23 protein-coding genes and 1 pseudogene are annotated in these 23,173 nt (G+C 65.2%); 11 read left to right on the forward strand and 13 right to left on the reverse strand.

Annotation, left to right across the window (positions count from 1 at the left end):
* Positions 1 to 5: 5 nt before the first annotated feature.
* Together QMZ26_RS01695 and QMZ26_RS01700 are read left to right on the forward strand one after the other, a co-directional pair.
* Entirely contained in the window at positions 6 to 1,217 is a 1,212-nt protein-coding gene (locus QMZ26_RS01695; RefSeq protein ID WP_283220350.1) for an FAD-dependent oxidoreductase, read from the forward strand.
* Positions 1,218 to 1,359: 142 nt separating this feature from the next.
* The gene (locus QMZ26_RS01700) at positions 1,360 to 1,848 is read left to right on the forward strand and encodes a hypothetical protein (RefSeq protein WP_079223958.1); all 489 of its coding nucleotides are present in this window, start codon (positions 1,360 to 1,362) and stop codon (positions 1,846 to 1,848) included.
* A 100-nt stretch (positions 1,849 to 1,948) separates the two neighbouring features.
* Here QMZ26_RS01700 and QMZ26_RS01705 read toward each other — a convergent pair whose 3' ends face one another.
* The gene (locus QMZ26_RS01705) at positions 1,949 to 2,383 is read right to left on the reverse strand and encodes a PepSY domain-containing protein (RefSeq protein ID WP_283220351.1); all 435 of its coding nucleotides are present in this window, start codon (positions 2,381 to 2,383) and stop codon (positions 1,949 to 1,951) included.
* A gap of 148 nt (positions 2,384 to 2,531) precedes the next feature.
* On the opposite strand from QMZ26_RS01705, the gene QMZ26_RS01710 reads away from it, so the two are divergent.
* From QMZ26_RS01710 to QMZ26_RS01720, 3 genes are read left to right on the forward strand one after another with little or no spacing between them, the layout of a single operon-like run.
* Complete coding sequence (locus tag QMZ26_RS01710) at positions 2,532 to 2,825, forward strand: PepSY domain-containing protein (protein WP_079225415.1); 294 nt, start codon at positions 2,532 to 2,534, stop codon at positions 2,823 to 2,825.
* Positions 2,825 to 3,484, forward strand: coding sequence for a response regulator transcription factor (locus tag QMZ26_RS01715; protein WP_283220352.1), 660 nt, complete (start codon positions 2,825 to 2,827; stop codon positions 3,482 to 3,484). The genes QMZ26_RS01710 and QMZ26_RS01715 overlap by 1 nt, the downstream gene beginning before the upstream one ends.
* Positions 3,481 to 4,806 carry an ATP-binding protein gene (locus QMZ26_RS01720; RefSeq protein ID WP_283220353.1) on the forward strand — a complete coding sequence of 442 codons (1,326 nt, stop codon included), beginning with the start codon at positions 3,481 to 3,483 and terminating at the stop codon, positions 4,804 to 4,806. The genes QMZ26_RS01715 and QMZ26_RS01720 overlap by 4 nt, the downstream gene beginning before the upstream one ends.
* Positions 4,807 to 4,918: 112 nt before the next feature.
* On the opposite strand, the gene QMZ26_RS01725 is transcribed toward QMZ26_RS01720, so the two are convergent.
* On the reverse strand, positions 4,919 to 5,239 hold the full coding sequence (locus tag QMZ26_RS01725; RefSeq protein WP_283220354.1) for a DUF6122 family protein: 321 nt from the start codon (positions 5,237 to 5,239) through the stop codon (positions 4,919 to 4,921).
* 43 nt (positions 5,240 to 5,282) lie between these two features.
* Positions 5,283 to 7,172: an arginine decarboxylase gene (speA, locus tag QMZ26_RS01730; RefSeq protein WP_079223967.1), complete on the reverse strand. Its 1,890-nt coding sequence runs from the start codon at positions 7,170 to 7,172 to the stop codon at positions 5,283 to 5,285.
* Between the two features lie 191 nt (positions 7,173 to 7,363).
* Here speA and speE point away from each other — a divergent pair, with 191 nt between their 5' ends.
* Complete coding sequence (gene speE, locus QMZ26_RS01735) at positions 7,364 to 8,218, forward strand: polyamine aminopropyltransferase (protein ID WP_079223969.1); 855 nt, start codon at positions 7,364 to 7,366, stop codon at positions 8,216 to 8,218.
* A gap of 163 nt (positions 8,219 to 8,381) precedes the next feature.
* On the opposite strand, the gene QMZ26_RS01740 is transcribed toward speE, so the two are convergent.
* Positions 8,382 to 9,287, reverse strand: a complete 906-nt coding sequence (locus tag QMZ26_RS01740; RefSeq protein WP_174208738.1) for an aspartyl/asparaginyl beta-hydroxylase domain-containing protein — start codon at positions 9,285 to 9,287, stop codon at positions 8,382 to 8,384.
* A gap of 224 nt (positions 9,288 to 9,511) precedes the next feature.
* Here QMZ26_RS01740 and QMZ26_RS01745 point away from each other — a divergent pair, with 224 nt between their 5' ends.
* Together QMZ26_RS01745 and QMZ26_RS01750 are read left to right on the forward strand one after the other, a co-directional pair.
* Positions 9,512 to 10,483: an alpha/beta hydrolase gene (locus QMZ26_RS01745; protein WP_283220355.1), complete on the forward strand. Its 972-nt coding sequence runs from the start codon at positions 9,512 to 9,514 to the stop codon at positions 10,481 to 10,483.
* A gap of 191 nt (positions 10,484 to 10,674) precedes the next feature.
* Positions 10,675 to 11,331: an RIO1 family regulatory kinase/ATPase gene (locus QMZ26_RS01750; RefSeq protein WP_079223975.1), complete on the forward strand. Its 657-nt coding sequence runs from the start codon at positions 10,675 to 10,677 to the stop codon at positions 11,329 to 11,331.
* 113 nt (positions 11,332 to 11,444) lie between these two features.
* Here the strand turns inward: QMZ26_RS01750 and QMZ26_RS01755 are convergent, their stop codons facing one another.
* Positions 11,445 to 11,783, reverse strand: a complete 339-nt coding sequence (locus tag QMZ26_RS01755) for a P-II family nitrogen regulator (RefSeq protein WP_079223976.1) — start codon at positions 11,781 to 11,783, stop codon at positions 11,445 to 11,447.
* 133 nt (positions 11,784 to 11,916) lie between these two features.
* On the opposite strand from QMZ26_RS01755, the gene QMZ26_RS01760 reads away from it, so the two are divergent.
* A complete protein-coding gene (locus QMZ26_RS01760; RefSeq protein WP_283220356.1) occupies positions 11,917 to 12,171 on the forward strand; it encodes an accessory factor UbiK family protein in 255 nt (84 codons plus the stop codon).
* A gap of 70 nt (positions 12,172 to 12,241) precedes the next feature.
* Here the strand turns inward: QMZ26_RS01760 and QMZ26_RS01765 are convergent, their stop codons facing one another.
* The 5 genes from QMZ26_RS01765 to QMZ26_RS01785 form a co-directional block, all read right to left on the reverse strand.
* On the reverse strand, positions 12,242 to 13,291 hold the full coding sequence (locus QMZ26_RS01765) for a radical SAM protein (protein WP_283220357.1): 1,050 nt from the start codon (positions 13,289 to 13,291) through the stop codon (positions 12,242 to 12,244).
* Positions 13,292 to 13,310: 19 nt separating this feature from the next.
* Positions 13,311 to 14,759, reverse strand: coding sequence for an ATP-binding cassette domain-containing protein (locus QMZ26_RS01770; protein ID WP_283220358.1), 1,449 nt, complete (start codon positions 14,757 to 14,759; stop codon positions 13,311 to 13,313).
* 645 nt (positions 14,760 to 15,404) lie between these two features.
* Entirely contained in the window at positions 15,405 to 16,640 is a 1,236-nt protein-coding gene (locus QMZ26_RS01775; protein ID WP_283220359.1) for an FtsX-like permease family protein, read from the reverse strand.
* Positions 16,637 to 17,929 carry an ABC transporter permease gene (locus QMZ26_RS01780; RefSeq protein ID WP_283220360.1) on the reverse strand — a complete coding sequence of 431 codons (1,293 nt, stop codon included), beginning with the start codon at positions 17,927 to 17,929 and terminating at the stop codon, positions 16,637 to 16,639. The genes QMZ26_RS01775 and QMZ26_RS01780 overlap by 4 nt, the downstream gene beginning before the upstream one ends.
* Positions 17,930 to 17,995: 66 nt before the next feature.
* Positions 17,996 to 18,181: a hypothetical protein gene (locus QMZ26_RS01785; protein WP_283220361.1), complete on the reverse strand. Its 186-nt coding sequence runs from the start codon at positions 18,179 to 18,181 to the stop codon at positions 17,996 to 17,998.
* A gap of 417 nt (positions 18,182 to 18,598) precedes the next feature.
* On the opposite strand from QMZ26_RS01785, the gene QMZ26_RS01790 reads away from it, so the two are divergent.
* Positions 18,599 to 19,378 carry a hypothetical protein gene (locus tag QMZ26_RS01790; protein WP_283220362.1) on the forward strand — a complete coding sequence of 260 codons (780 nt, stop codon included), beginning with the start codon at positions 18,599 to 18,601 and terminating at the stop codon, positions 19,376 to 19,378.
* Here the strand turns inward: QMZ26_RS01790 and QMZ26_RS01795 are convergent.
* Together QMZ26_RS01795 and QMZ26_RS01800 are read right to left on the reverse strand one after the other, a co-directional pair.
* Positions 19,351 to 19,821, reverse strand: coding sequence for a hypothetical protein (locus QMZ26_RS01795; RefSeq protein ID WP_283220363.1), 471 nt, complete (start codon positions 19,819 to 19,821; stop codon positions 19,351 to 19,353). The genes QMZ26_RS01790 and QMZ26_RS01795 overlap by 28 nt on opposite strands.
* A 107-nt stretch (positions 19,822 to 19,928) precedes the next feature.
* A complete protein-coding gene (locus QMZ26_RS01800; protein ID WP_283220364.1) occupies positions 19,929 to 20,771 on the reverse strand; it encodes a hypothetical protein in 843 nt (280 codons plus the stop codon).
* A gap of 195 nt (positions 20,772 to 20,966) precedes the next feature.
* Here QMZ26_RS01800 and QMZ26_RS01805 point away from each other — a divergent pair.
* Positions 20,967 to 21,809 (forward strand): annotated as a pseudogene (locus QMZ26_RS01805) (magnesium chelatase domain-containing protein); the annotation flags it as partial.
* A gap of 203 nt (positions 21,810 to 22,012) precedes the next feature.
* Here the strand turns inward: QMZ26_RS01805 and QMZ26_RS01810 are convergent.
* Positions 22,013 to 23,167, reverse strand: a complete 1,155-nt coding sequence (locus QMZ26_RS01810) for an SH3 domain-containing protein (protein WP_283220365.1) — start codon at positions 23,165 to 23,167, stop codon at positions 22,013 to 22,015.
* Positions 23,168 to 23,173 lie beyond the last annotated feature (6 nt).

The following is a 23,173-nucleotide window of genomic DNA, read 5'->3' on the forward strand; positions in this document are numbered from 1 at the left end:
CCCCCATGGACCTGAAGAGCGGCTACCCGTGGTGGGCCGTAAGCAACGGGCTGATCCAGGCCTTCCCGCCGCTGCAGCAGGACCTGCGCTGCGATGTGCTGGTGGTGGGCGGCGGTGTCACCGGCGCGCTGATCGCGGATGAATTGTCCGGCCACGGCCACGAAGTGGCGCTGATCGAGCAGCGCGACATCGGCTGGGGCAGCACCGCCGCCAGCACCGCGCTGCTGCAGTACGAGATCGACACCCACCTGCTGGACCTGGCCCGCCAGTACGGTGCCGACGCCGCCGAACTGGCCTACCGCGCCTGCGCCGATGCCATCCCGGCCCTGGGCGAGGTGGCGCGCGGGCTGAAGAACGTCGATTTCCAGCGCATGGACAGCCTGTACCTGGCCAGCCGCCACCGCGACGTGCCGGTGCTGATGGCCGAGGGCGCCGCACGCCGGCAGGCCGGGCTGGATGCGCGCTGGCTGGAACCGGACGACCTGCAGCAGCGCTTTGGCGTGGACGCCGGCGGGGCGCTGCTGACCCGCCAGGCCGCGCGGGTCGATCCGTATTGCCTCACCTATGGCCTGCTCAAGCGCGTGCGCCGCCGCGGCGGCCATGTGCATGACCGCACGGTGCTGCACCGCCTGGACGCCACCGCGCGCGGCGTCACCGCCCGCACCGAAGCCGGGGCGACGATCCGCGCCCGGCACGTCGTGCTCGCGATGGGCTACGCCAACCAGCGCTGGATCGACCAGCGGGTGGCACGCAACCGCAGCAGCTACGCCTTCATCACCGACCCCATCGATGCCGGGGTGCTGGGGCCGCTGCAGCGCACGATGGTGTGGGAAAGTGCGCGCCCCTACCTGTACCTGCGCGCCACCGGCGCGGGCCGGCTGCTGGTGGGCGGGCTGGACGATGCCATCGACATCCCGGCGCGCCGCGACCGGCGGGTGCAGGGCAAGGCGAAGCAGCTGATGAAGCAGCTGCAGCACTGGTTCCCGCAGCTGCAGCCGACCCCGGCGTTTTCCTGGGCCGGCACCTTCGCCGAGACCGCCGACGGCCTGCCGTTCTTCGGTCCGCACGCGCAGTGGGGGCCGCGCGTTCACCTGGCCATGGCCTACGGCGGCAACGGCATCACCTATTCGATGATCGGTGCGGGGCTGCTGCGGGCACGGATCGAGCGGCGGCGGCACCCGCTGCAGGATCTTTTCGGGTTCGACCGCTTGCCGTAGAGTCGAGCTTGCTCGACTGGATTACGGGCAGTCGAGCAAGCTCGACTCTACGGGCCGGCGACAGGCATCATTCAAGCTGCGCCTGTTAGCGTCGGCCTGTACCGCCGCGCGTGGCGCGGTCCCTGCCTGTTGGAGCATCGTGATGATCCGTCCCCTGACCCTGCTGCTGTGCCTGGCCAGCCTGCCCGGGACCGTCCTTGCCCAGTCCGCCGCGGGCGCCACGGCGCCGCAGTCGAACGGCCTGGACCTGTCCGTGCCGCAGGCACCGATGCGCTACCTCAACGACCCGACCGTGCAGCAGGACCCGCCCGGCACCTATTACGGTGACAAGAGCGGCCCGCGCGTGCACGACGATGCCAGGATCGCCGACGTCACCGACGACAAGCTGAAGGTATCCGGCAGCTTCACCACCGGCATCGGCTACTCCAAGGGCTACGGCAACTCGCACTACAACGCCGCCACGCTGAACCTCAGCAAGAACTACACCACCGATGAGGGCAAGACCCGCGGGGTCAACCTCAACATCCATGTCAGCGAAGGCAACGGCCCGGGCTTCGGCCCATATGGCGGTGGCTTCTATGGCCGCGGCGGCCCGGGTTACTGGGATTACCCGCCGCCGTACGGCTGGTAAGCAGCTCCCGCTGCGCACGCCGGGCATGGCCCGGCGCTACGTCTGCCTCTGTAGAGCCGAGCCCATGCTCGGCTGCACAATTCGCCGGCCGGTACCGACGTCAATCCAGCCAGCCATCACGCTCGCTGTGCAGGATCCGCCCGTCGTATCCGCTCAGGCGCACCTCCACGCGCTGGTTGCGGGCGTTGCGCGCTTCCAGCGACCAGGTCGCGCCATCGCGTTCCAGTGAATGGATCTCACGCAGGCCCTGGGCCTGTGCCTTGGCCAGCACCTGCTCGGTGCCCAGCAGCGCGCGGCCATCGTGCTCGTCGAAAATCTCGCCGGTCTTCGGGTCGACATAGACCTCGCTGAAGCGGCCATCGGCACGGCTGACATCCGCCTCCCACAGGCCATCATCACGCTCGATCTCATGGATCTGCGTGTAACCGGCCTTGCGCAGGGTCTGTTCGACCTGGGCCATGCCCAGCGGTGCCGCCTGCACGGCCGGGGCGAAGGCCAGGGCGATGACGGTGGCGAGGGTGAGCGACTTCAACATGGGGGTTCTCCTGTTCGGTGCCGGACCATCCCGGCACCGCCACGATGCCCGGCCTGGCTAACAGCCCCTTAGCCAGCCCTGTTAGCCAATGGTTAGGACACACCAGCACACTCGCGCCCTCCTCCCTGTATTGTCGCAACCGACCGTGCTGCTTCCTTTCGCCCTGCCCCTGCTGCTGGCCCTGGCCAGCCCCACGACCGCCGCCCAGCCTGCCAAGGACCCGGCGCAGGATGTCGCGCGCCGGGCCGTGCAGCAGGGCCGCTATGTCGCGCTGGAAGGCGTGGTGCGCGATGCACTCACGCGCCACCCTGGCCAGCTGCTGGAAGTGGAACTGGACGATGGCGTGTACGAGGTGGAAATCCTGCGCGCCGACGGCGTGGTGGTGGAGCTGGACTATGATGCGCGTAACGGCAGGCTGCTGAAGACGGAACTGGACGACTGATGCGCATCCTGCTGGCCGAAGACGATGTGGCGCTGGCCCAACGCCTGCAGCCGCTGCTGGAACAGGCCGGTTACGTGGTGCAGGCCGTGGCCGATGGCCGCCAGGCCGAAGAGATCGGCCAGATCGAGGACCTGCAGGCCGCCATCGTCGACCTCGGCCTGCCCGGGCTGGATGGCCTGAGCGTGATTGAACGCTGGCGCGGCAACGGCCGCAGTTTCCCGGTGCTGGTGCTGACCGCCCGCGGGCGCTGGCACGACAAGCTGGCCGGTTTCGATGCCGGCGCCGACGACTACCTCACCAAGCCTTTCCAGGCCGATGAACTGGTGCTGCGCCTGCGCGCCCTGATCCGCCGCAGCCATGGCCACGCCAGCCCCCGCCTGCAGTGCGGCCCGCTGCAGCTGGACGTCAATGCCGGCCGCTTTGAAATGGACGGGCAGGCATTGGCGCTGAGCCCGCAGGAGTTCCGACTGTTGAGTTATTTCATCCACCACGCCGGCAGCGTGATCAGCCGCGACCGTCTGGGCGAGCAGATCTTCGAAAGCGGCTACGACCCCGATTCAAACGCGCTGGACGTACTGCTGGGGCGCGTGCGCCGCAAGCTGGGCGTGGACCTCATCCATACCGTGCGTGGCCAGGGTTGGCGGCTGGCCGAAGCATGAGCGCGCGGCAACCTTCGCTGCGCCGGCGGCTGCTGCTGGTGGCCGGTATCGGCCTGGTGCTGGTCTCGGTGCTGGCCGGCGTCCTGCTGGGCGAGCTGTTCAAGCGCAGCGCGCGCGACCGCCTGGATGGCGAGTTGCAGCAGGACATGCTGACCCTGCTGGCGCAGGCCGAGATCGATCCGGACGGGCAGCTGCGCTTGCGCCAGGAGCCGAACGACGCGCGCTTCCAGCGGGTGTTTTCCGGTGTGTACTGGCAGATCGCCGACAGCCACGGCAAGGTGCTGCTGCAGTCGCGATCGCTGTGGGACCAGACCCTGCCCGCCACCGTTGCGGGCCCGGCCGAGCGTGACCTGTCCGGGCCGATGCAGCAGTCGCTGCGCGCGCGCGTGCAGCAGGTGCGCCTGCCGCGTGCCACGCAGGCGTACGTCGCCCTGGTAGCGCATGACCGGCAGGCGCTGGACGCCGATGTCGCCGCTTTCCGCAACCGCAGTGCGCTGGCGCTGGGCATCCTGGTGGCGGCGTGGCTGGCGGTGCTGGCCAGCCAGGTCCATTTCGGCCTGCGCCCGCTGCGTGGGCTGGGCCAGCAGATCGAACGCATCCGCCGTGGCGAGGCAGAGCGCATCGACCGCCGCCAGCTGGACCGCGAGATCGCGCCGCTGGCCGATGAGCTCGATGCCCTGCTCGACCACCACCAGCGCATGGTGGCGCGTGCACGCAGCAGCGCCGAAGACCTGGCCCATGCCCTGAAGACCCCGCTGAGCGTGCTGGCCGCCGAAGCCCAGGGCGAAGGCCGCGACTGGCGCCGCACCCTGCACGAACAGGGCGCGCGCATGCGTGCCAGCATCGACCGCTACCTGGCCGCGGGCCTGGCCGTCGACCATCGGCAAAGCAGCGAGGTGGCCCCGGCCGCCGAAGCCCTGTGCCGCTTGATGACCCGCGTGCATGGCGGCCGCCGCATCCGCTTCCAGATGGATGTGCCGCGCGGTATCGCCTTTGCCGGCGCCGTCACCGACCTGGAGGAAATGCTGGGCAACCTGCTGGACAACGCCGGCAAGTGGGCCCAGGGCGAAGTGCGCCTGCGTGCGCTGGCGCAGAACGACCGGCTGCACATCGAAGTGCGCGACGACGGCCCCGGCCTGGACAAGGCCAAGCTGGAGAGCGTCCTGCAGCGCGGCGTGCGCCTTGACGAGCGGGTGGAAGGCAGCGGCCTGGGCTTGGCGATCGCCGCAGAGATCGCGGCCAGCCACGGTGGCTCGCTGCGCCTGTCCAACGAGAACCCCGGATTGCGTGCGCGGCTGGAGCTGCCGTTGGCGGCGCCGTAACGCTGCTGTAGAGCCGAGCCCATGCTCGGCTGGCTCCGCTGCAGCCGAGCATCGGCTCGGCTCTACAGTGGACCGCGAACGGCAGCCGAGCATGGGCTCGGCGCTACAGCGCTCAGCGGTGGTGCATCCACCAGCAGTCGATGGCATCCAGCGCGATGTGGATCATCAACCCGATGCCCACCAGCCGCGTCTTCTTCGGCACGCACAGGCCCGCATACACGGCGATGGCCGGTGCAGTGTGCAGCGGGTGGAAGCCGATGCTGCAGCGGTTGGGCGCGTAGATCGGGTCGGCCAGCAGGTGGTCCAGGTCGATGATCCAGCCCAGCAGCAACAGCAGCCAGACGGACGCGAAACGCTTGCGCCAGAACAGCCATGCCAGCAGGGCTGGCACGGCGGCATGCAGGAACAGATGGAAGATCGCGCGCGCGCTCATCGGCACAGGTAGCGCCGGGCCATGCCCGGCGTTCCCATGGACATCACGCCAGCGGTTCGTCGGACAGGTAGGTGTAACCGGTCAGGCCGGCTTCCAGCGCCTGCGACAGCTCCTGCGCACGCTCCGGCGACAGCTCGGCCGCCGCCACGCGCTGGGCGTAGGCCGCACGCAGGTCGTCCAGCTTGTAGCCCACATAGTCCAGCATCACATCGGTAGTGTCACCGCGGCGCTGCTGGGTAATGGCGTAGCCATCGGCATCGGCCACCACTTCCACCGCGTCGGTATCGCCGAACAGGTTGTGGATGTCGCCCAGGATTTCCTGGTACGCGCCCACCATGAAGAAACCGATGCGGTAGCTTTCGCCGTGCTTCATCGCGTGCAGCGGCAGCGAGGTGTCCAGGCTCTCGTTCTCGACATAGGTCTTGACCATGCCGTCCGAATCGCAGGTCATGTCGGCGATGATGCCGCGGCGGTCCGGGGTCTCGTTCAGGCGTTCGATCGGCACGATCGGGAACACCTGGTCGATCGCCCACGCATCGGGAATCGATTCGAACACGCTGAAGTTGACGAAGTACTTGTCGACCAGGCGCTCGTTCAGTTCATCCAGCGCCGGGCGGTGGCTCTTCTCGTCGTAGCTCAGGCGCGCACGCACGCCGTGGGCGATGGCGTAGAACAGATCGTCGATGCGCGCACGCTGCGGCAGGTCGATCTGGCCCAGCGCGTAGCTGGCCAGGCCTTCGGCGTGGAAGTGCTGCGCTTCCTGGAACAGTTCCACCGCCGGGCGCGTGTCCAGTTCCTCGTGGATCTCGCGCAGGTGGCGGATCGAGGCCGGCTCGTCGTCGTGCTGGTCCGGCACGCGGCCTTCCTGCGCCTGCTCCACTTCAGAGACGTTGGCGATCAGCACCGCGTGGTGCGCGGTCATCGCGCGGCCACACTCGGTGACGATGCGCGGCGGGGTCAGGCCGTGCTCTTCGCAGGCGTTGGCCAGCGGCTGCACGATGTTGCTGGCGTACGAATTGAGCCCGTAGTTGATCGAGCAGAAGCTGCGCGAACGGGTGCCTTCGTAATCCACGCCCAGGCCGCCGCCCACGTCCACGTGGGTGATCTTCGCGCCCAGCTGTGACAGCTCGACGAAATAGCGGGTGGCTTCGCGCATGCCGTTGGCGATGTCGCGCACGTTGGAGATCTGCGACCCCATGTGGAAGTGCAGCAGGTTCAGGCAGTCGGCGTATTCGGTATCGCGCAGCGACTTCCACAGATCCAGCAGCTGGCGCGGGGACAGGCCGAACTTGGCCTTGTCGCCACCGCTGTTCTGCCACTTGCCGGCGCCCAGCGAGGCCAGGCGCATGCGCACGCCCAGGCCCGGCTTCACGTCCAGTGCCTTGGATTCCTCCAGCACCAGCTTCAGCTCGGACGGCTTCTCGATGACGATGAAGGTCTGCAGGCCCAGCTTGCGGCCGATCAGGGCCAGGCGGATGTACTCGCGGTCCTTGTAGCCGTTGCAGACGATCAGGCCGCCCGGGCGCGACAGCGCCAGCACGGCCATCAGCTCGGGCTTGCTGCCGGCTTCCAGGCCGAAGCCTTCACCGTGGTGGCTGGCCAGGGTGCCGGCCACGCCGCGGTGCTGGTTCACCTTGATCGGGTACACGGCGGTGTAGCCACCCGGGTACTCCCAGTCCTGCTGGGCCTGGGCGAACGCCGCCTGCAGCTTGCCCAGGCGCTGGCCGAGGATGTCCGGGAAGCGCACCAGCAGCGGCAGCTTGGCGCCGCCGGCACGTGCAGCGTCCACCACCTTGGGCAGCGACACCACCGGGCCATCTGCCCCGGTCGGTCTCACTACCATGTGCCCGGCCTGATCCACATCGAAATAACCATCCGCCCAATGCGGGATCGAGTAGGTCTTGCGGGCTTGGTCGAGGGACCAATCGGTCATTGCAGTCGGCCTTGTTGGCAATAAAAGGGGGGGCATGATAACGCCTATATGCCCACAGGTTCGTTATCATGCGCGCCCGCGCCCGTGGCAGGTCTGAACCTGAACGGGCCGATCCGTCCGGATGTGGCATCTGTGCCACGCGGCCCCGCCCGCCAGCCCGGCTTCAACCCTCCGAACAGGACCGTAATCCAATGACTGACAGCAGCAACTGGTACATCGAACACTTCGAACGCACGGGCTCGGCCATCGGCTTCCGCATCACCGGCAAGCTGGACGAGGTGCAGTCGCCGTTCCAGAAGATCGAGATCTTCCAGACCACTGACTGGGGCAACCTGATGACCATCGACGGGGCCATCATGCTGACCAGCAAGGACAACTTCTTCTACCACGAGATGATCAGCCACCCGGTGCTGTTCACCCACGCCGCGCCCAAGCGCGTGGTCATCATCGGCGGTGGCGACTGCGGCACCCTGCGCGAAGTGCTCAAGCACAAGGGCGTGGAGAGCGTGACCCAGTGCGATATCGACGAGCAGGTCACCGTGATGGCGCGCAAGCACTTCCCGGAGCTGTGCGATTCCAACGATGACGCCCGCGCCGAGCTGCTGTTCGACGACGGCGTGGCCTACATGGCCAACTGCCCGGCCGGCAGCGTGGACGTGGTGATCGTCGATTCGACCGACCCGGTCGGCCCCGGCGAAGGCCTGTTCAACAAGGCCTTCTACGAGAGCTGCTTCAAGGCCCTGAAGGACGACGGCATCCTGGTGCAGCAGTCCGAATCGCCGCTGATGCAGCTGGAGCTGATCAACGAGATGCGCACCGAGATGGGCAAGGCCGGCTTCGGCTCGTTCAAGACCCTGCCGTTCCCGCAGCCGTGCTACCCCACCGGCTGGTGGAGCGTGACCATGGCGCGCAAGGGCGAGAGCGGTTTCGACTTCCGCCAGGCCGACTCGGCTGCCAAGACCTTCAACACCCTGTACTACACCGCCGCGCTGCACACCGGCGTGCTGGTGACCCCGCCGTTCGTGGCATCAGCCCTCAAGGGCTGATGGCAAGGTGTGCCGACCAACGGTCGGCACCTACCGGGGCTAATGCGTGCCGACCAACGGTCGGCACCTACCGACAGCGCGGGTTTTTTCTTTCTGTAGAGCCGAGCCCATGCTCGGCTGCTTCTACCCGGAATCCAGCCGAGCATAGGCTCGGCTCTACAATTCAGATCGCCCAGATACCGGCAATCACCGCCACCACCAGGCCCCACTTGATGACCTGGTAGGCCACCACGCTGCGCTCGCGCAGCGCCTTGGCCTTCAGGCGCACCTTGTACACGCCACCGAAGGCCTTGTTGACGCCACCGGTCGGGTCACCCGGCAGGTTCGGCGAGGCACCGCCGGCCAGCAGCGTGGACGCCACCGCGCGGTTGAACAGGCCCGGCAGGCCGAAGCGCAGCGGGCGGGCGATATCGCAGAACAGGATCACGCGGTCCTGGTCGGTCTCGTTGTGCGCGTGGTGGATGTAGGTCTCGTCGAACATCATCCACTCGCCGTCGCGCCAGCTCTTCTTCACCCCGTCCACCACGATGTAGCAGCCATCGTCGTTGGGCGTGCTCAGGCCCAGGTGCAGGCGCAGCGAACCGGCGAACGGATCGCGGTGTGGGCGCAGTTCACTGCCCGGCGGCAACTGCGCGAACATCGCCGCGCGCACATCGGGAATCGATTCGATCAGCGCCACGGTCTTCGGGCACATGGCCTTGGCCGACGGGTGCGACGGGCCGTACCACTTCAGGTAGAAGCGCTTCCAGCCACGGCGGAAGAACGAATTGAAGCCGGCATCGTTGTAGCTGCTGGACGCGGCGATCTTCTGCGCGTCACGCAGGGCCAGCGCCTCGTCGCGGATCACCTGCCAGTTCTGCCGCAGCGGCTCCAGCTGCGGAAGCTCCTTGCCCGGGTCCAGGAACGGCGTGGTGGGCACCTTCGAGAACAGGTACATGATCACGTTGATCGGGGCCATGAAGCTGGAGTGGTCCAGCAACTGGCGCGACCAGCGCGCGCGGACCTTGCCGCGGTAATGGATGTACAGCACGCAGGCCACGAACAGCGCTGCCAGGACAATCTTGATGATCAAAGCACTTTCCTCCAGCGGGCGCCGGACAGGGAAACGAACGATGCGGCCGCGCGGCCTGCACCAGGTGGGGACGCGGCAGGGGACGGTGACGTGCCGGGTGGGGGCGGCCGCCGATGTCGCGGGTTAACAGCTTATGGTCGGCAGCCAATGCCCCCGGGTCAAGTTACCCAAGCACCCTGTTCAGCATCACGTAGCTGAACAACCGACCTACACTGGCACGGATGCCCGCCTGCGACCACACCCCCTACCCCGCCCTCAGCGCCCGCTATGCGGCCTTCTTCCCGGGCCAGCCAGCAGCCACGCCACGCAGCGAGGCCTTCCATTGGGCTGGGGGCACCCTGCGCCTGGACCGCCACGGCCCGACCGATGCCGGCGCGACCGTGGTGCTGGTGCATGGCGCCGGCGGATATGGCCGCATGTTCGCCCCGCTGGCCGCCGGCCTGGCCGCGGCCGGGCATGAAGTGGTGGCGCCGGACCTGCCCGGCTATGGCTTGAGCCCAGCGGCCTGGCAAGCCTTCGATTACGGCACGTGGAAGCAGGCCCTGCTGGCCCTCATCGAGGCCGAGTACAAGCGCCGGCCGCGCCCGATCGTGCTGCTGGGTGCCAGCATCGGCGGCTACCTGGCCTATCTGGTGGCGGCCGAATCGCCGTGGGTGCAGGGTCTGGTGGCCACCACCCTGGCTGACCCACGCGACCCCGACGTGCAGGCCGCGCTGGTGCGCCAGCCGTGGATGCGCGCCCTGCTGCCCACGCTGCGCCCCGCCAGCCGCCTCACCCGCGGCCTGCGCGTGCCGGTGCGCTGGTTCACCCACATGCAGCGCATGTCGCGCGACCCGGCCCTGGCCGCGCTGGTCTGCGCCGACCCGCTGGGCGGCGGCAACCGCGTGCCGCTGGGCCTGCTGGCCTCCCTGTTTGACACCGCCCCGGCGCTGGAACCCGAGCAGTTCCAGCGCTGCCCGGTGCTGATGCTGCACCCGGCCTGCGACGACTGGACTCCGGTGGCGATCAGCGACCGCTTCTTCCAGCGACTGGCCGCGCCCAAGCAGCGGGTACTGCTGGATGAATGCGGCCACTTCCCCATCGAGCAGCCCGGCCTGGACCAGCTGCGCGACGCACTGCTGCCGTTCGTGCGGCGCATTGCAGACCAGTTTGCTGGCAAGCCATTGATTGAAAAGGCCCGAAGCGCCAAGTGAGACGAAATTGTCCGATCAGGCGCGACGAACTGTTCCAGCTACGGCCCCGACATTTCTCCGACAAAGCGTGGATTAGCGAACTCCGCGGTACTAAAATTCACTTAACGAAAGTTTAGCTACCTCCCCTCCAGTCGTACCGGTTCGCTTGACGCTGCAGCGCCACCCACCGGGTCGTCGTCCGAGACCCCGCCATGACTTCCTCTGTTTCCCCCTCCCCGTCCTGCGGCGATGATGCCGTGGCCCCGCTGCTGCTCAAGCGCGGTGATCGCTTCCTCGCCCCCGATGTCTACCGCACCTGCCTGGACGGCCGTCCGGCGGTGGTGAAGGACTACTCGCGCTACCGCGGCACCCCGGTTTCGCTGATTGCCCGCCTGATGGTGCGCCGCGAAGCGCGCATCCTGCAGCGCCTGGGTGGCTGGAAGCATGCCCCGGCCCTGCTTGGCACCCTCGGCGGCCTCGCCCTGGGCATGGAATTCATTCCGGGCCAGACGCTCAGCACCGCGCAGGCGGTGGGCAATGAAGTGTTCGACCAGCTGCAGCACGCGCTCAGCCGCCTGCACGCGGCCGGCATCACCCACAACGACCTGCACGGCACCAACGTGGTGGTGAGCGGCGGCGTGCCGGTGCTGCTGGATTTCACTTCGGCCTGGCGCGCCCCGCGCTGGCTGCGCCGCAACCCGCTCAGCCGGCAGATGCGCCGCAGCGACATGAAGAACCTGCTGAAGATCCGCCAGCGCGTGACCGGCCAGGCGCCGAGCGCCGCGCAGGCCGCGCTGGTGGCCGACCCGGGCTGGGTCGCCGCCGTGCGCCAGGGCTGGAAGCGGTTCTACAAGTGGGCGAAGCGGTAGAGTCGACCGTTGGTCGACTGCCCTTCCATCCGCACCCGAAATACCCGCGCTGCGCGCGGTAGTCGACCAACGGTCGACTCTACCCAGCCGCGTCCAGACGCCACGCGGCGCGCTTACAGCGCGTCCGCGTCCAGCTCGCCGGTACGAATACGCACCACGCTGCCCAGGTCGTACACGAACACCTTGCCGTCGCCGATCTTGCCGGTGCCCGCCGCCTTCACGATCGCCTCGACCACCAGTTCCACCTGGTCATCGGTCACCGCCACTTCCAGCTTCACCTTCGGCAGGAAGTCGACCACGTACTCGGCGCCGCGGTACAGCTCGGTATGGCCCTTCTGCCGGCCAAAGCCCTTCACCTCGGTCACCGTGATACCGGTAACCCCACGCTCGGCCAGCGCTTCGCGCACGTCGTCGAGCTTGAACGGCTTGATCACCGCCATGACCATCTTCATCGTCGATCTCCTGTATTCCGGCGTGGAGGATAGCGCCTGAACGCACCCGGCGCGAAACCGCCGCCGCCTGTGCGGCCGCGCGGGCCGGCAGTATCCTTATGCGCGAACGGCCTGCCAGGCCACGGAGTCCCCCATGATCGACCTGAACCACCTCGATGACCTTGCCCGCCGCCTGAGCGACCTGGTCCCGCCGGGCCTGCGCGAATCGCGCGAGGAACTGCAGGCCACCTTCAAGACCGCGCTGCAGGCCGGCCTGGCCAAGCTGGACCTGGTGACGCGCGAGGAATTTGAAGTGCAGCGTGCAGTGTTGCTGAAGACGCGCGAGAAGCTGGATGCGCTGGAAGCGGCTGTTCGTGAGATTGAAGGGCGGGATTCAACCCAGGCCTGAGCGCTGCCCCCAGTAGATGTGACAGGGATGCGACCTCCGGCCATAGCAGAGGTCGCGCCCATAGCAGTGACTAGCCAGTGCGGGTAATCAGCGGACACCCAAGTTCTGATGCGTCACCTGACAGAAAGCCTCGCGTCCAGAACTTCATCTTCCCGGCGTCCAAGGCTACCGTCCCGTCTTCGGCCAAGGCCCCAACCACGTTACCCTCGCTGCCCAGCGCCACGGTGCACTTCCCAATTCGCCCGTCCGCTCGGATAAGCATGTGGTTGGGTTTGGCCGCATAGCACACGTGACTGACACGGAGACCCGACTCCTTCAGTGACTGGAACGCCGGGTTCGAATCTGAAAGCCCTGACACTGAAACCTGGCTTTCAAACTCAGCTTCCACTCCATTCTCGACAAAGAAGCCCTCAGCCTCAAAGTGCGCCTGCAGGAGCTTGGATATCCGGACCGCCTCGGCGTGCGTAATCATCTGCAGAGACTCGCCCTTCCCGCCAAGATTGGATATGTCGCGCAGAAACACCGTGAAGCGTGCATCTCCCTTGAAATCACCACACAGCCGGCGCGAAAGCCGCATCAGGCTCTCTTCATTGCCCGGCATGATGTGCAACCGCATCATCACCGTGAAGTTGAAGCTGGAGGCCTTCATGGCAAGCAGGTTCTCGTAGATCCGATGAAACGTGCCAGCCCCAGAGGCATACCGTCGCGTCAGATCGTGAGCATCTGAATCTCCATCCAGCGATATCTGGAAGAAGTTCACGCCAAGTGCTACCAGTTCAGTGAACACCGGCGGAGTCAGCTCAAAACCGTTCGTGGTCATGCTGCAATCCAGCATCTCGAGAGCCCCAGAGGAAGAATGCGCGTGGAAGTCCCGAGACAATTCCAGGACAACACCCTTCGCTAGAAGTGGCTCACCGCCAAACCATTCCACACGCAGCTCTTTCAGCCCATGATGTTCCACACGCCTGCGCACCAGCGCCTTGATTCCGGCAATGGTTGGCGCACGCATTCGACCGATCTCGAAATCCTCGTAGCAGTAGACACACCGGAAATTGCACTTCTCGGTTGGCATGATCGTCAGCTCCAACCGCCTGTTCAATCGTTCCTGAAAGTTCTCCACCTACCTCTCCTTGTAGTTGCTACCCCACCCTGATCACACGCACCGCCTCCGGTAGAGTGGAAATCCGGTGCGTCACAATGATCCTCGTCATCTGCAGTCCCAAAAGGACACTCATGATCTGCTGCTCCGCTTCGTAGTCGAGCTGGCTCAGCGTTTCGTCCAGAACCAGGACTCTCGGCGCCCGATAGAGCGCGCGCGCCAACAGAAGCCGCTTCTGCTGGCCGCCGGACAGCAACCGCCCTTCATCCCCAACCTGGGTCGCAAGCGCCATCGGCTGGGACGACGCAAAGTTGTCGAGGCCCGCAGCAGCGAGGCAATGCCACACGCGCGGGATATCAGCCACCTCCCCAAGCGTGATGTTCTCAAGCACAGTCCCTGACAGCAGCGTGTCCTGCTGGAGGACCGTTCCAATCTGGCGGCGCAGGAGGGGCAAATGACAGGCCTTCACATCACAACCGTCCACTTCAAGCACGCCAGCTGTCGGCGCCACCAAGCCAGCCAGGATGCTCAACAGTGTTGACTTACCCACACCCGACGGACCAACGATGGCTACCATCTCACCCGGTCGAATGGTGAGGCTTACATCCTTGAGCACCCAGGGATCATCGACGGAGTAACGAAAGTGGATCCCACGACAGACAACGGACGGCGCAGGACCTCTGTCGCCCGCTCCGGCCCAGTCCGCACATTCCTCTGCAGGCTCGGAGAGCACCTCCGAAATTCTCTGCAGATGCACCCGCGCCATCTTTACGTCCATCACTTTCGGTACGAGCGCACTTGCACGCTGGCAGATCATTTCGACATAGATGGTCACGGCGACAAGAGCACCGACGGATAGAGCTCCGCTATCAACCGCCAACACGCCTGCGTAGACCACGAGGACCCTCAACAGGCCGAGAATCACGTCGCTTCCAGACTGCGAAAGGATAGCCATGCGCTGAAGAGAAATACTCGCTCTGATAAGTGACGAGTTGCCCCTGCGAAACCGGTCACCCCTGAGCCGCTCCATTCCGTTCAGCTTGACCGTCTGTGCTGCACGCACGGTCTCGATCACCTCACGGTCCTGCGATGCGAGCCTGTTTGCGAGCACGTTGCACGCGACGCCTACCCGACCTGACATGGATACCCGAACGGCCATGCACAAAGCCGCTCCAGAAGCGGCCATCCCTGCAAGCGGGAGGCTATAGGTACAGCACGCCGCCAGCAGGATGAACAGCGCAAGCGCATCGACCGCGCACTCCACGATCCGGGACGATGCAAGCTCCTGAACTTCGTTCACCGATCCCAGCCGCGAGATGACATCTGCTGCGTGCCTGCGCAGGAAGTACGACGGAGGAAGCTCCAGTACCCGACCGAACACACTGTTCGATAGCCCGCCAACAATCGAAGCACCCAGGTCTGCAGTGAGCAGACCGCGGATGGAAGCAGCCCATACCCTCGCAATCGCAATGAAACCGAATATGAGCAACAGGCCTTCCGCACTGAATACTCCAGCGCCCCCTAGACCATCTACCGCGGACTGATATTAAAAAGGCGCTGCGACCGTAAGCAGCTCCGCCACTAAAGCTAGAAGCAGTATCGGGAGATACCGGAGCCTGCGTGGGCGCATCTGCGACGTCAGTGCCGACCAGGGGCTTGGCTCCACCGGCATGTCTTCACACTGTCTGCTACCGCCAGTAAACCGAAGTAGTGCACCGGAGAATCGCTTCTCCAGTTCTGCGCAGGAAAGAACCAGCTCACCGACAGCCGGGTCGAGCACAAGAAACTGCTCGGCTCCACATCGCTCGACGACCACGAAATGGCAGTCATCAACCAGAATAACGCAGGTCGCATCAAGCCTCCGAAGGGCAGATGCGGTTCCGGCAAACACGCGGTGCTGCAAGCCAAGGTCGCGGGCAATTTCCGAGAGACGTGCAACCGTCGTACCTCGAAGTGAAACCGGGTATCGACGCCGCAGCCAGCGAAGGGTTACCCGCCGGTCGTATCTGGCAGCGATCATCGCCAAACACGCCAAACCACACTCCGTTGACTCGGACTGAAGGACGACGTCTCGACTCCTAAGCATCCAGCGATTCCACAGCCCAAGCACCATGCACTTCTCCTGGACAGGCGGTCATCGCTGGCGAAACGCCAGGGCGGGATCAACCTTGGCCGCGCCCAAAGCGGGAATCAGAGCGGCGATATGGCAACTCAGCAACGTCAGTCCCGCACCCAGCGCCACCGAAGCGGCGCTTACTGCAGCCATCTCCAGTTGGAGTGCAAGAAGACGGTTCGCCGCTACGGCCAACCCTGCACCCAGGATCACGCCAAGCCCGGCAACAACGGCACTCTCCACGGCGAAGAGGGCCACCACCTCACGTCGGGATGCCCCAAGCGCGCGCCGGATGGCAATCGACCGGTGTCTGGCAGAGACCCAGTAATGACTCATTCCGAACACCCCGAGCGCTGACGAAGCGGTCACGACGAAAACCACTGCCAGCAACACACTTGACCTGGATGCGTCCTTGGCGAAGTGCGCTGTCCTGAGCTCGGCCACGGAGCGAACGGGCTCCTGTACAAAGCCCGGCATGGACGAGGACAGGGCGCGAGTCACGACCCGCTTCGCCTCCAGATCAAATGGCACGTTTCGACGGACGGCATACAGCCCCCCGATACTCTGGGCATCGATCTTCACTTCCGAGATCACGGCCTCGTAGTCGCTGGCATCACCGGTGGATGCGCTCCTGAAGTCTGCCGTGATACCCACGACTCGCAGGGTCAGCGGATAGCTGCCCCACACCTCGGTATGGATCATCTTTCCCAAAGCGTCGCCCGCAGGGAAAAGGCGCTTGGCGAGACTCCGGGTGACGACCGCAGGTACGGCCAACGTGCTGTTGGGCTCAAGTACGTCCTCGACGGAGGGTGCCTGCAGGCTATCCAGCGCAACGCCCTGGACAACTGACGTACCCAGTACGCTCGCGAGCTGCTCGCTTCCAAAGTAGATATACGGGTGCCCTGACGCATCGCGGTTGGACTTCTCCAGCCGCACCGCCCCACGCTCCACCGCGAAAGGGACCGGGCCGATTGCTGCGGCGCTGATACCTGGTACGTCCCGCAGTGCACGCAGCCCAGCGCCCGAACTGGTTGCGGCATCTTCGAAGTCGATGACGCCTATGTTCTGCACCACGGCGATACGGGCCTCGCTCAGGCCGGACTCGGCATCGATGCGCTCCGAAGCTTCCAGAACAATCGTGGATATGTTTGCAAGCACCGCCATGGAAACTGAGATCTGAAGCACCATGAGGCCAACGACCGTGAGGTGCTTCGACACCGTTTTCAGCGTCGTCATCATCGCGTGAACCACCGTCATGGCACTTCCCCCATGCGCAACGATACGAACCGCTGGCTGGCTCTCCACAGCGGAATCGACGCCGACAGAAGGGAAGACATCGCCGCGATCAAGGGGCACAGGGCAACGTACCACCACGCAATGGAAAGGTGCGATGCATACGCACTGGAGAGACCCTGCACGACCCGAAATCCGAGGAGGACCATTGGAATGGAGACGAGTCCTCCGGCGGCCCCCAGCACAGCTGAATGAACGGCGAGCTGCCTGACGATGTCTCCACGGGTTGCGCCAAGCGACCGGCGAATGGCGATCTCCCTGGACCGGCCCACGAAGCCAGCCAGGAAGAGCCCGGCGGCATTCACGAGGCAGATGACCAGAACACCGGCTGCGAACCACAGCTGTGTACTGACTTCATCGGGAAGTACGTCATTGATCGCCAGCCACTCCTTGAGCGGTGCCACGCGGGAGAACACGTCAGTGGCTCTGCCTGAATCGACCTGCGCGAGCCCATAGCGGTGCAGCGTACTGCTGAATGCGCCGAGCGCGTGCGTGTCGTTCAGCTGGACCCATAGCTGCAGCCAAGCGCACGATGCGCTCTCCGGATCCTCAGGGACGCCGTCGCGACAGGACATCGCGCCCATGCCGTAGTCCTTTGGCAGCGCACGCCATGCCGCCAGCGGGATATAGAGACGTTCGCTCTCCGCGTAGGCACCGCCTCGAAGATCGTGGAATCGTGGAATGGGATTCCAGTCCTCCACCACGCCGACGATGGCGAAGCTCCGCGTGGCCAGCTCGATCTGTCTTCCCACCGCAGATTCCGATCCGAACAGCTCCCTCGAGAGTGATCGCGAGATCACTGCAACGCGCGCTCCATTCTGGTCATCATCAGATCGCCAGAAGGCCCCGGAGAGCAGTTTCAGGTCGAGCAGGGAATGCGCACCTGACGTAAAACCTCGAACGGCAATCATGCCGAGCGGCCGATTGGTTCCCATAGGCCTGTAGGGAAGCCAGGATGACGACGTTGCTACGCTCGGGACGCCGGTGAGGCGGGCAATTTCCTGCACATCGTGCAGCGACAGCACAGACAGCGGCCGGGCAGAGCTGGATCGGGCGGCATCATCCCGCAGATCAAGCTCCACGTGATAGAGAGACTGGCTGATGCTGGGTGCAGGATCGCCCCCGAGGCCGATCCGGATCAGCAGCATCGTGGCAAACGCGCTTATGCCTGTCGCTACGGCGAGCACGATCAGGACGCTGAGAAGTTTCGATCTATGGATATCGGACAGTGCGAGTTCCAGCGCGTATCGCATGCATTGCTCTCCTTGGTGCGCTGAAAGGAATGCGCCGCCACGAGGGCGGCGCATCATTTACAAGTCTCAGGGGGACTTGCATGCACAGCCGGAAACGCAGTTCCCGCTGTTTACCTTGCAGACCGCGCCGGCAGCCTGGACGCCTCCGGCGCCCAGCATTTCCAGAGCGCGCGGATCACGCACTTCGCAAAGGCCGTTCTCGTCATAGACGAACGGGTGATTGGTTTCAGCGGTCTGTCTGATCTCTTTCATAACCTCTCCTTGGCGCTGCGATGTACCCCGACGAGCCCAGTGGTTCGTGGGGATCTGCCGATGTACGGCAAACTCGATGCCCGCGGCCTCATGCGGGTCGAGTTCGTTTCTTCCACTCCGCTCTGTGCACTGCCAATAGATTCTGGCTATCGAGGGCACCCGCGTCTGTCGCAATCATTGGAATCAGTTGATGCGCCGACGTTTCCTCATCCGCGTGATGAGCTGGCAGTCTCTGCTTTTTTTGCGTGCCCATGAGACGCACACAATGTCGATAACGTCACGCAGGAAGCGGACTGACCCGTGATCAACCTGTGCTCCACAGCAAGCAGCACGACCCACATCGCCTTTCTCCGTGATAGTTTCGGAGTGCCCACGCCGGGCAACGGACGCCCCTCGATCCCGACAGGAGTCACGATCATGCTTCGATATTCTGCTCTGCTGTTCGCGCTGGCCCTGCCCGGCACTACGCTGGCCGCCGACGGCCTGGACCCGGCAGCCACCGAACGCTGCGTGGCCTGGATGAAGGAGCGCCCCTCCAGCGCACCGGCCGAGGTCCGCACCGTCGCGCCGGATACGCTCTGTGCCGACTTCACCAGCAGCCTGACCAAGGAAAGCCGCGATGCGTTCCTCACGCAGATGTCGGCCATCCCTGCAGGCGTCACGCCACAGGTGATCGTGCGCTCGATGGGCGGCGACGTGGAACTGGGCATGGACATCGGCGATGCCATCCTCGACCGCAAGGCCAGCGTCCACGCGTACCAGTTGTGCGTGTCGTCCTGCGCCAACTATCTGTTCCTGGCCGCACCCACGCGCCACGTCATGCCCGACAGCGTCGTGCTGTTCCATGGCGGCGTGGTGCCACGCATGATGAAACTGCCTGACCTCACCGCCGAAGGCCGGCAACGCCTGCAGGCCAGCATCGAACGCCAGGACGGGTTCCTGCGCCGCGCCGCGGTGTATCCGCCGTTGTTCGAGTGGATGGACCGGCTCAACGAGCCCGACGCCAACCTCATGCACCACTGCCCCGCAGACCGCACGATCTCATTGATCCAGCTTTCAGATGCCGTGCTGGCAGGCATCGGCGCACCCGTGGCGAGCAACGAGGGCCCGCGCAGCCAGGAGGCAGTGGATGCGCTGGTCGCGCGCTATGGCCCGGCGATGGCGGTCTGTTACTGGGACCAGCCGGTGAAGCACTGACCTGCTCCCCGTGAGCTGGGCCACGCCCAACGGCAGTAGTACGGCGTTGCCACGAAATGCAGCACCTTCGTCGGCGATGCAGCAATCGTTGCGGCATCGCCGAACGTTGCATAGTTGATCGTGCGTCGCAGCGTCGCGCTGGGGGCAATGCGATGCTCACCGCAGCCGCCTGGGCAATACACGCTGGAGAAACTGCTGCTTGGCGCCAGCGCCTGTGCATCGACCTGCAGGTAGGTCGATTCCTGCGACACAACAAAACCGCCGATGTCATCTGGCCAGTTCTCGGCAGAGACGCACATCGCGCGCGTGTCCAGGGAGGTCAACGTGATCTCGAATCGGCGCGCGTCAGCGTTATCGACTATATCCAGCCGGAATTTTTCCGCCGGCGGACGCTGGAAGGGGGTTGCGCAGGATGCCAGCAACGCCGCCAGTCCCAGCAGCATGCAGCGCCGGGCCGCCGTTGGGGTGACACCCAGGAAAACACGTCCTCGTGGCCATGCCATACAAAAATCCCTCCTTTCCCCAGCGGCGCGCGACGTCCGCCCTGTGCTCAGTCGCACAGCCGGGTAAACGACTCCATATCGCCGCCCCGGCCGGCAAATGCCGACTGGAACTGGGACTGCACGTCCTTTTCCAGAACCTGCAGCACCGCAGGCGACAGACTGGAGGCGTAGCGACGCGCATCCGCAGCAAATGTACCGGAAAGAGCGGGATCTTCGATTCCCATCTGCATGAGCCTGGAAATCCGGTAGGCCAGGGCAGGCTCGAGCGGCAGCATCATCGTCGCATGCGGGTGTGCGTTGAGTTGGCCGGCAGCGGCGCGCACCATCAACCAACTGCCCCTGGCAATGCCCGCGTCGATCAGGATGCGGGCCTGCGCGGTGTAGGCGCCTGCAAACCGCGCGTGGTCCGGCGTTCCCTGCGCGGGCTCCGCCCAAGGCAGTGCGACGAAGCAGGCAGCGGCACGCGCGTCGCCGGCCGCGGCATTGTCCAGCGCCAGCAGGTACACCTGCAGTGCCGCCTTGTCAGGCGCCACGCTCTGCTCCCAAGGCGCACATTCTGCACGGCGCGCATCAAGCATGCGCACGTTCTCAAGAAAGCGCGTGCGCAGCGGCTCCGGCATCCCCGCCGCCCTCACCCGCAGGGATGACGTTGCATCCGGATCGATCCCATCACTTCCCAGGAACGATTCAAACTGGCGCCTGGCGAGGCAGTGGCGCACATAGCGATAGGCGGAAGCGGACGAGGCCTGCTCGGCCGGTGGAATGCCCTGCAGCAGCTCAGCGATGGTGTCGCGCGCAGGTTCGTTGATGGTCGTGGTGGCAGCAGCGAAGCTGCCCGCACCGGACAGGCCCACGAGTACCCAGCCCATCGCAATCCTCTTGACGCGCATTCCGGCTCCTTGCCAATCGTGGTCGGGCACGTCCGCAACAGCGGCGGCATGGCTTCCAGCCCGAGCTGCTGCAACTTTACCCTGACGCCGACCGCCGCCGCCCGGAAAAACCCTAGACCGCGCGCCTGCAAATCCCGATGGCCTCGCGCCGTCGTCGGGCGGCACCATCAAGCGCCCCTTCGCAGGAAACCACACATGAGCCTGGCGCTGGTCTACAGCCGTGCCCGCGCCGGGGTCGATGCCCCGCTGGTGCGGGTGGAAGTGCATCTGTCCGGCGGCCTGCCGGTCACCCAGATCGTCGGCCTGGCCGAAGCCAGCGTGCGCGAATCACGCGAGCGCGTGCGTGCCGCCCTGCTCTGCGCGCGCTTCGATTTTCCGCAGCGGCGCATCACTTTGAACCTTGCGCCCGCCGATCTGCCCAAGGAGGGTGGCCGCTACGACCTGGCCATCGCGCTGGGCATCCTCGCGGCCAGCGGACAGGTCGAACCGCAGTCGCTGCTGCCTTACGAATTTCTCGGGGAGCTGGGCCTGACGGGCGAACTGCGGCCGGTCAGCGGCGCCCTTCCGGCCGCCATTGCCGCCGCCGAGGCCGGGCGCATCCTGGTGGTGCCGCCGGGCAATGCTGCCGAGGCTGCGCTGGCCGAGCATGCGGATGTGCGCGTGGCCCGCACCCTGCTGGAATGTTGCGCCGGGCTGGGCAATCCGCGCCTGCTGCCGCCGGTGGAGCGCGTGGACACCACACCGCTGCCCCTGCCCGATCTGGCCGACGTGCGCGGGCAGGCACATGCGCGGCGCGCGTTGGAAGTGGCCGCCGCCGGGGGCCACCACCTGCTGCTGATCGGCAGCCCCGGCTGCGGCAAGACCCTGCTGGCCTCGCGCCTGCCCAGCCTGCTGCCGGACACCGAAGAGGACGAAGCACTGCAGCTGGCCGCGATTGCCTCGGTGAGTGGCGAAGGGCTGGACCCGCGTCGCTGGCGGCAGCGTCCCTTCAGGGCACCGCACCACAGTGCCAGTGCGGCGGCATTGGTGGGTGGTGGCTGTTAATTACAGCTAACTCCACTACTTTACAGTTAACCCCGCTACACGCTATGAGCCGCGCTCTCGCCGATAACCCCGCGCGTCATGGCAATGAATCAGGCGCATGTAGCAACAGTCAGGCTAAGCGGTACAAGCGGAGCTTCCGCGCAAGACTGAACGACGCAGAGGTACCAGTCAGATACCGGAGGGCAGGCCATTAGCCATCACGGACCCGCCCGCCCTTTTATTGGCTGCAGGTAGTGCTTCAGCACCCAACCCTCGATATCCCGCTGCTCGAGATGATCGCGGAACCGTACCTTTAGCCATCGCGAACTCTTGCCAGTCACTAGGACTTGCTGGTTCGTGTAAGCAGTGCCCAAGACCAAGCCACCTCCAGGCCGAGCACGCACCGTCGCCGAGCGTGTCCCGACCACGTACACCTCCCCCTCACCCTCCAGCGCCTGCCCTGCCAATACTTCAAGTGCACGATTCAGTCGTTCCGAAGCGTCCATTGCCTCTCGGTGACGCTCTTCCAGCACCACCTTCTCCTTAGCCATCTCAGCTGCCTGCATTTGCTGATCGATGCGGTCCAGGTACCAACGCACGTTATCCAGGAGACTGAAGATCAAGGTCAGGTACAGCGTGAGATACGCTACTCGCTGCGCTTCGCTTTTGCCGCGCCAGAAAGCTGCGGGCGAGGCAGCGACGTCTTTTGCCAAGGCCTCGATCGCTCGACTCTTTGCACCCGCAACTTCGATAGCAATCGAATCGTCGTCGGCATTGTCAGGACCATACTCAGCCCGAAGCTCCTCGACCGAGGCGTAGTCTGCCGATAGCTCTGGCGATCCATAGCGGTCGTAGAGCTCACTCTTGATACGCTCGAACGTGGCAGAACCAGCATTCCGAGCAAAGATCGCGTCTCTCTGCTGAGCTAACTGCTCCTTTTGGAGAAGCTCCCAGGTGTACTCGGCCAAGCTAAGTCCACCCAGCATGCCTTTGGTCGTAGAAGCATCGGTCAGCGACTTGATTGCTTTATTGATCGCGCTATCGCGGGCGAGAGCTGCTTCCACGGACCAGGCTGCCACGGACTGTGCCGAAGCGAGCACCCGCTTCCGCTCGGTTTCGAGGTAGGCATCAATGACTGAGTTGGCTCGCCCTTGAAGATACCTCGCAACATTCTCTGCTTCAGAGCGAAGGTTTCTGGTCTGCGAGAGGATTGCCATTCGCGTCGCGACAGACTCCTGCTCCCTGTACAGGCTTGCCAGTGAGTCCAAGCCGCCAGGATAGTCGAGCTGCCCAGCCAGGCTGTTTGCCGTCTGCGCCTTCAGGAGATCCGAGAGTCCATGGCTTCCTTCAAATCTGAATCGGTCTGGTGTCATTCCCGC

Origin of the sequence: Stenotrophomonas sp. PFBMAA-4, from assembly GCF_030053215.1 — a bacterium.
Taxonomy (GTDB): Bacteria; Pseudomonadota; Gammaproteobacteria; order Xanthomonadales; family Xanthomonadaceae; genus Stenotrophomonas.

Bases quoted from the DNA above. Each gene is read 5' to 3' on its own strand.
- QMZ26_RS01715 (WP_283220352.1), top strand. From the start codon at position 2,825: ATGCGCATCCTGCTGGCCGAAGACGATGTGGCGCTGGCCCAACGCCTG.
- QMZ26_RS01785 (WP_283220361.1), bottom strand. From the start codon at position 18,181: ATGAAAGAGATCAGACAGACCGCTGAAACCAATCACCCGTTCGTCTAT.
- QMZ26_RS01695 (WP_283220350.1), top strand. From the start codon at position 6: ATGGACCTGAAGAGCGGCTACCCGTGGTGGGCCGTAAGCAACGGGCTG.
- QMZ26_RS01760 (WP_283220356.1), top strand. From the start codon at position 11,917: ATGATCGACCTGAACCACCTCGATGACCTTGCCCGCCGCCTGAGCGAC.
- speE (WP_079223969.1), top strand. From the start codon at position 7,364: ATGACTGACAGCAGCAACTGGTACATCGAACACTTCGAACGCACGGGC.
- QMZ26_RS01745 (WP_283220355.1), top strand. From the start codon at position 9,512: ATGCCCGCCTGCGACCACACCCCCTACCCCGCCCTCAGCGCCCGCTAT.
- QMZ26_RS01720 (WP_283220353.1), top strand. From the start codon at position 3,481: ATGAGCGCGCGGCAACCTTCGCTGCGCCGGCGGCTGCTGCTGGTGGCC.
- QMZ26_RS01725 (WP_283220354.1), bottom strand. From the start codon at position 5,239: ATGAGCGCGCGCGCGATCTTCCATCTGTTCCTGCATGCCGCCGTGCCA.
- speA (WP_079223967.1), bottom strand. From the start codon at position 7,172: ATGACCGATTGGTCCCTCGACCAAGCCCGCAAGACCTACTCGATCCCG.
- QMZ26_RS01810 (WP_283220365.1), bottom strand. From the start codon at position 23,167: ATGACACCAGACCGATTCAGATTTGAAGGAAGCCATGGACTCTCGGAT.
- QMZ26_RS01775 (WP_283220359.1), bottom strand. From the start codon at position 16,640: ATGACGGTGGTTCACGCGATGATGACGACGCTGAAAACGGTGTCGAAG.
- QMZ26_RS01790 (WP_283220362.1), top strand. From the start codon at position 18,599: ATGCTTCGATATTCTGCTCTGCTGTTCGCGCTGGCCCTGCCCGGCACT.
- QMZ26_RS01755 (WP_079223976.1), bottom strand. From the start codon at position 11,783: ATGAAGATGGTCATGGCGGTGATCAAGCCGTTCAAGCTCGACGACGTG.
- QMZ26_RS01705 (WP_283220351.1), bottom strand. From the start codon at position 2,383: ATGTTGAAGTCGCTCACCCTCGCCACCGTCATCGCCCTGGCCTTCGCC.
- QMZ26_RS01800 (WP_283220364.1), bottom strand. From the start codon at position 20,771: ATGCGCGTCAAGAGGATTGCGATGGGCTGGGTACTCGTGGGCCTGTCC.
- QMZ26_RS01700 (WP_079223958.1), top strand. From the start codon at position 1,360: ATGATCCGTCCCCTGACCCTGCTGCTGTGCCTGGCCAGCCTGCCCGGG.
- QMZ26_RS01750 (WP_079223975.1), top strand. From the start codon at position 10,675: ATGACTTCCTCTGTTTCCCCCTCCCCGTCCTGCGGCGATGATGCCGTG.
- QMZ26_RS01795 (WP_283220363.1), bottom strand. From the start codon at position 19,821: ATGCTGCTGGGACTGGCGGCGTTGCTGGCATCCTGCGCAACCCCCTTC.
- QMZ26_RS01780 (WP_283220360.1), bottom strand. From the start codon at position 17,929: ATGCGATACGCGCTGGAACTCGCACTGTCCGATATCCATAGATCGAAA.